Consider the following 4,452-nt stretch of genomic DNA (forward strand, 5'->3'; position numbering starts at 1 on the left):
TTAGCGTATTAACGGCAGCACAAGGGTTTCAGATTCAAAACTCCCTTTTCAGTGAAACGCCTATGTACGACTAATTTTGCCAGTTTTGCCAAAATTTGTCTAGGCTCTTATTTTGGCAAAGGTATTGGTATCTATAACAAGTTGTTGTCCCAACACCAAGCAGTTGTTCTGCTTGTTTTCTGCTTAGTTCTGTCTCGTCTCCAATCGAGAGCGATCGCGTTTTAGTCTGATTGAATTCTGCTGCTTGCATGAATGAAATTTGACTCGGTTCAAGAATCGTTCAGAAATCGTTCACACCCTAATACTAGAAAACCCGCACGGGGCGGGTCAATCCACTAAAGTAAATCGTGGCTAGAAACTTTCAAATTTTAGTGGCGGCGGTGCCTCAATACCTGCTTGCTTAAGAACGTCTAGTAATTGAATTACTCTAACAGCCAGTTCTCTAGGCTGTGATTTGTTCGTATTCCAGTGAGACACTACCTTGGGACTTGTCCCCAAAGCGATCGCTGCCTGTGCTTGACTAGGATAACTTGCGATCGCATTCAAAACGTATTCCCTTTTTTCTTGTTCTGCATTCATAATAAGTTTGCCTCCAAGTGTATTTGGCGGAACTGCCGAAAGGTGGGAGCGATCGCGTCTTTGCCGGGGCGATCGCTTTAACTTTTGCGATTATACGGCTTGCTCAAGGCGATCGCACTAGTGGAGGAATTGCCAACAGAGGTGGGGAACTGGTGGAGGTCGAAAGTCGGGGGCGAGAGTAAGGTTGGGTGATGCCAAAGTGATCGTACCTGTAGAGGCTGGGGATTGAGAAGGAGTCGAGCGATCGCTCTCCATGAATTGAAACTGAGTAATAACCCACATTCCGCACCCTAACTGTCACAAGTTCATAGGACTTACGCATCATACATATGTACTATACGAAACTTGGGCTTTTGAGGGTAAAAGTTGTAGGCCTGTCACCGTTAAACCCCTTTGTTACCTGTAAATATTTTTAAATAGCTTGATTGATTTTTCTTCGCATGGCAAACGAGCGGTCACTTCTCTAGTGATCGCTTGTCTATGTTGACGTAAACTATGGTAGACATTTAGAATGAGTTTGTCAACCGTGGTAGGCAATAAGGAAATCCCAATCATGGCCGTAGATATTAATGACGTGGCTTACGTCCGGTGGAATTCCGAAAAAATTGCCACAGTCAAAAATGCAATGCAACAACATAATAATATGTCTGTAAGAGACTTGGCACAAGCTTTACAGACAAGGAATATTTCTTGTAGCCACCAAAATCTTAGTAAGCTTTTAACCGGAAAGTACTCAATTATCTCTTTAGAAATAGCTCGTGGTATTAGTGAAAGCTTATCTATACCTGTCAAAGAGCTAGTAAAAATCTATGCTTTTTCTGTCTATAATAGTTGACATTGGCAACCAAGGTAGACTAAAATATCAATTGTGAAGCGAGGGAAGAAGTATCTAGAAACGCCCAACGTCAAAAATCTTGACAACAAAAGTGAGTACTTAATTTCCTTATTGACAATTTACGCTCCTAGCCACTGGCTTTGAGCAAGAAATCTAAAGCTACGCTTAATCGAGTTCAGAACGTTGTGCTAAACCACAACTTTGTCTAAACACAAAAGCAAAGGCGACCGCCCAGGTCTGGAAAACTTAGCGATCGCCTTTTTAAACACCCACCATCAAGATGGAGTAATTCTTATCATGACACACACTATCTACAGTCAACAACGGCTACAACACAAATCCATAGCACGCCTGAAGCAAATCTACAGCGAAATCGCTTGTACAGTCGAAGTTGCAGACAAACGCTGCAAGGACGCATGGATAAACGCAATCATCGCTCACCAATCCGCCCACCCTGAGCAATTCGTCTCCCCTGCCTCGATACCACTGACACCCATCGAAATCTCCTTCTACGACCACGAATACTACGCTGGGGATAAGTTGATCGCCGCAATCCATTACGATAACGACCTAACGCGACCTTGGGTGGTGATGGTGAACGACAAGGAAATCCACCGTGCTTCCACGAACATACTTTGTCACCATTACATCTGCTCACATTACAAAGACGGCACACTACCAGTACAAGAGCAAAACGCTACAGACACACCTTGCCCTACTGAAAACGCAATCATGGCGGAGATTTTCAACGAGTGCCAGAAGTACGGCTTTGAAATAGTGGGCGATGGCATTTACAACAACGACGTGAAACTGGGCGAAGTCGGATTCAGTGGCGGTACTTGGTGGGTAGTGGGTGCTACAGAGCAGGAGCGCGTCGCCTGTCAGTCTGTGCTTGTTGCTGTTTGGCAGTTAGCAGTCGCACAAACCCCACGCCATACAGAATTGTTAAACCGCCGATTTGAGATGTTAACCCCGAACAATAGCAGTATTTACGGGAGTATAAACGAGTTTTTGAACTAGTAGTAGCGTAATTCTCACACACAAGGCGATTGCTCGACAGACATGACCAACAGCGATCGCCCACCACTTCATTACCAATCATAAATCAATGCAACCAACAATCACGATACCCAAACACTGGGAATATCCGCGCTTTGCTTTGAATCAGCGCACAAAACAAGGCATCATTCTGGGGCTTCACTACTATCCAAACGGTACAGAACTGGCTGAACAATTTGGTCATGGTTGGCGCTATGCGCTGATGTCTCGGAAAAATTCTGACGAACTATTTCACTTTGAAGAGAATCAAATTCAAACGCTATCCCCGCAGGAATTAGTCTCACAAATCACCGCAGAGATTGAGTTTTACCAACGTCAAATTGTCATTCTGCAACAACAGTTAGCCGCAATGACTGGAGGTTTCACAAATGCCTAAAACGGTTGACAGCAACTTTGACCGAAGAGCCAACCATTTACTGCGTTTACTTCAGCTTTGTGGCGGTTGTGTTCCGTTACACTCTCTCCAATTCCAAGTCTCCAATTCAGTCATTCAAACACTGCTAGATAAAGAACTGGTGCAAGTGCAAAACACTGGATGCGGTTTTCTGTTGGAGATAGCTGAGGACTTTTAATTCCAAAGGAGAAAATCATGAAACTTTACGCGAAAACCATTCCACAAACTTTACCCTATTGGGCAACTATCGTTACACAGAGCGCAGGTTTATTTGAGATTGAAATTAACGATGAACATCCTAGTTTTCAATCTCTACTTCAAGAGTTAGAAACGGAAATTGAACCAGGAACCATCGGGGTGAAAGCCAGAGATTTCTGTTCCAGACTCGGCTTTGAAATGTCTAATCCCAATCTCAGCCAATTACTTGAACAAGCTCAAGCCCTGATATCTCTTATTGCTTGGCATCCCGACTACAAGCAATTGCTGGAGTTGGGATATCAGCCAGATTTAAACATTGCCGATGCTCAAACTGCGCTTACTTATTTGCAATGGGAGTTAGACCGCAATCAGCAAGATTCTGTTTAGAAAGCAGATGATACTACAAACCACTAATTATCACCACCAAAAAAACATGACTACTGAAATTAAATTAGGTTTATGCCACCCACCATCACCGATTTATCTCTACGTCAAAAACGGCGAGTTAAGTGGTGAATCCTATCTCTGGTATCACTACGATGTGGATAAGGATAAAACGATTCCTGTTCTAGAAAGAGGGCTTACTGGTTACATATCAGAACTGAGATTGACGACCAAAGAATTTAAAGGTAAGGACAACATTAAGTTAGATATTGTTGTCAGAGCCGATGAAATCTACATTGTCAGAACTGGCATAGAAACCAATTTCGCCAAAAGCTTTCTTTTAGCTGCATCCCAAATTCCAGATTTTGATAAACCGCTAATCATTTCTGTTGCTGCTGGGGAAGAAAATGTGGTGTTTTGTCGGCTTTATGATGCAGTAACGCGTGTACGTATTCGCAGAGAATGGGATAAAGATGCTGACTGGGCAACTATCATTCATGACATTCAATTTCGCTTAAATGGCACTTCATCCACACCAAAACTTAGCGTAGTTCCTCAAGCAGTACACACACAAGACTTACGAGTAAAGCAGATTCGTACCTTGCTTGATTATCCCCTCGATTTGGTCAGAGAGTGGTTGGAATTTCAAAATGTTAGTAATCCTAGTCAGCTAGATACCAGCAAGATTGATGAACTGATAAAAACAATGTGTTTGGCTTGGGCATCTGATAAGTGTGAGCATCCAAATCAAGCGGAATCTTCTTATCAAAAAGAAGTGATTAATGCTGTTGCTAATGGTGCTGATGAATTATGTGCAATCAGCGCATGGATGCAACAGGTGCAAGCGGTGAAAACTGGGGCAGTGTAATTCAGTTATCAGGATTCAGAAGAAGTTTTATTTCTGAATCCTGAATTAATCAGATAGGAATTAAACCATGAAAGTCACTCGCTTCGCTCGAATTCAAAATTATCAATTCAAAATTCAAAATTAATACCCCATGCA

The 4,452-nt window shown here is 42.7% G+C and carries 9 protein-coding genes; 7 read left to right on the forward strand and 2 right to left on the reverse strand.

The genetic code is table 11. From position 1 onward, the window contains the following. Positions 1-70: 70 nt before the first annotated feature. Together LC605_RS31190 and LC605_RS31195 are read right to left on the reverse strand one after the other, a co-directional pair. A complete protein-coding gene (locus LC605_RS31190; RefSeq protein WP_229551274.1) occupies positions 71-250 on the reverse strand; it encodes a hypothetical protein in 180 nt (59 codons plus the stop codon). A 101-nt stretch (positions 251-351) separates the two neighbouring features. Beyond that, positions 352-579 carry a hypothetical protein gene (locus LC605_RS31195; RefSeq protein WP_229551275.1) on the reverse strand — a complete coding sequence of 76 codons (228 nt, stop codon included), beginning with the start codon at positions 577-579 and terminating at the stop codon, positions 352-354. Positions 580-602: 23 nt separating this feature from the next. Between LC605_RS31195 and LC605_RS31200 the strand changes: the two genes are divergently transcribed. From LC605_RS31200 to LC605_RS31230, 7 genes are all read left to right on the forward strand, one after another. After that, positions 603-761 (forward strand): hypothetical protein, encoded by a 159-nt coding sequence (locus LC605_RS31200; RefSeq protein ID WP_229551276.1) that lies wholly within the window; start codon positions 603-605, stop codon positions 759-761. 329 nt (positions 762-1,090) lie between these two features. Beyond that, positions 1,091-1,414 (forward strand): helix-turn-helix transcriptional regulator, encoded by a 324-nt coding sequence (locus tag LC605_RS31205; RefSeq protein WP_229551277.1) that lies wholly within the window; start codon positions 1,091-1,093, stop codon positions 1,412-1,414. 201 nt (positions 1,415-1,615) lie between these two features. After that, a complete protein-coding gene (locus tag LC605_RS31210) occupies positions 1,616-2,434 on the forward strand; it encodes a hypothetical protein (RefSeq protein ID WP_229551278.1) in 819 nt (272 codons plus the stop codon). A gap of 88 nt (positions 2,435-2,522) precedes the next feature. Then, a complete protein-coding gene (locus LC605_RS31215) occupies positions 2,523-2,849 on the forward strand; it encodes a hypothetical protein (RefSeq protein ID WP_229551279.1) in 327 nt (108 codons plus the stop codon). Beyond that, positions 2,842-3,045, forward strand: coding sequence for a hypothetical protein (locus LC605_RS31220; protein WP_229551280.1), 204 nt, complete (start codon positions 2,842-2,844; stop codon positions 3,043-3,045). Before LC605_RS31215 ends, LC605_RS31220 begins: the two co-directional genes overlap by 8 nt. A 17-nt stretch (positions 3,046-3,062) precedes the next feature. After that, positions 3,063-3,452 (forward strand): hypothetical protein, encoded by a 390-nt coding sequence (locus tag LC605_RS31225; protein ID WP_229551281.1) that lies wholly within the window; start codon positions 3,063-3,065, stop codon positions 3,450-3,452. Between the two features lie 46 nt (positions 3,453-3,498). After that, positions 3,499-4,317, forward strand: a complete 819-nt coding sequence (locus tag LC605_RS31230) for a hypothetical protein (RefSeq protein WP_229551282.1) — start codon at positions 3,499-3,501, stop codon at positions 4,315-4,317. Positions 4,318-4,452: the final 135 nt, after the last annotated feature.

The organism is Nostoc sp. CHAB 5836 (assembly GCF_020829445.1).
Lineage (GTDB): Bacteria > Cyanobacteriota > Cyanobacteriia > Cyanobacteriales > Nostocaceae > Nostoc.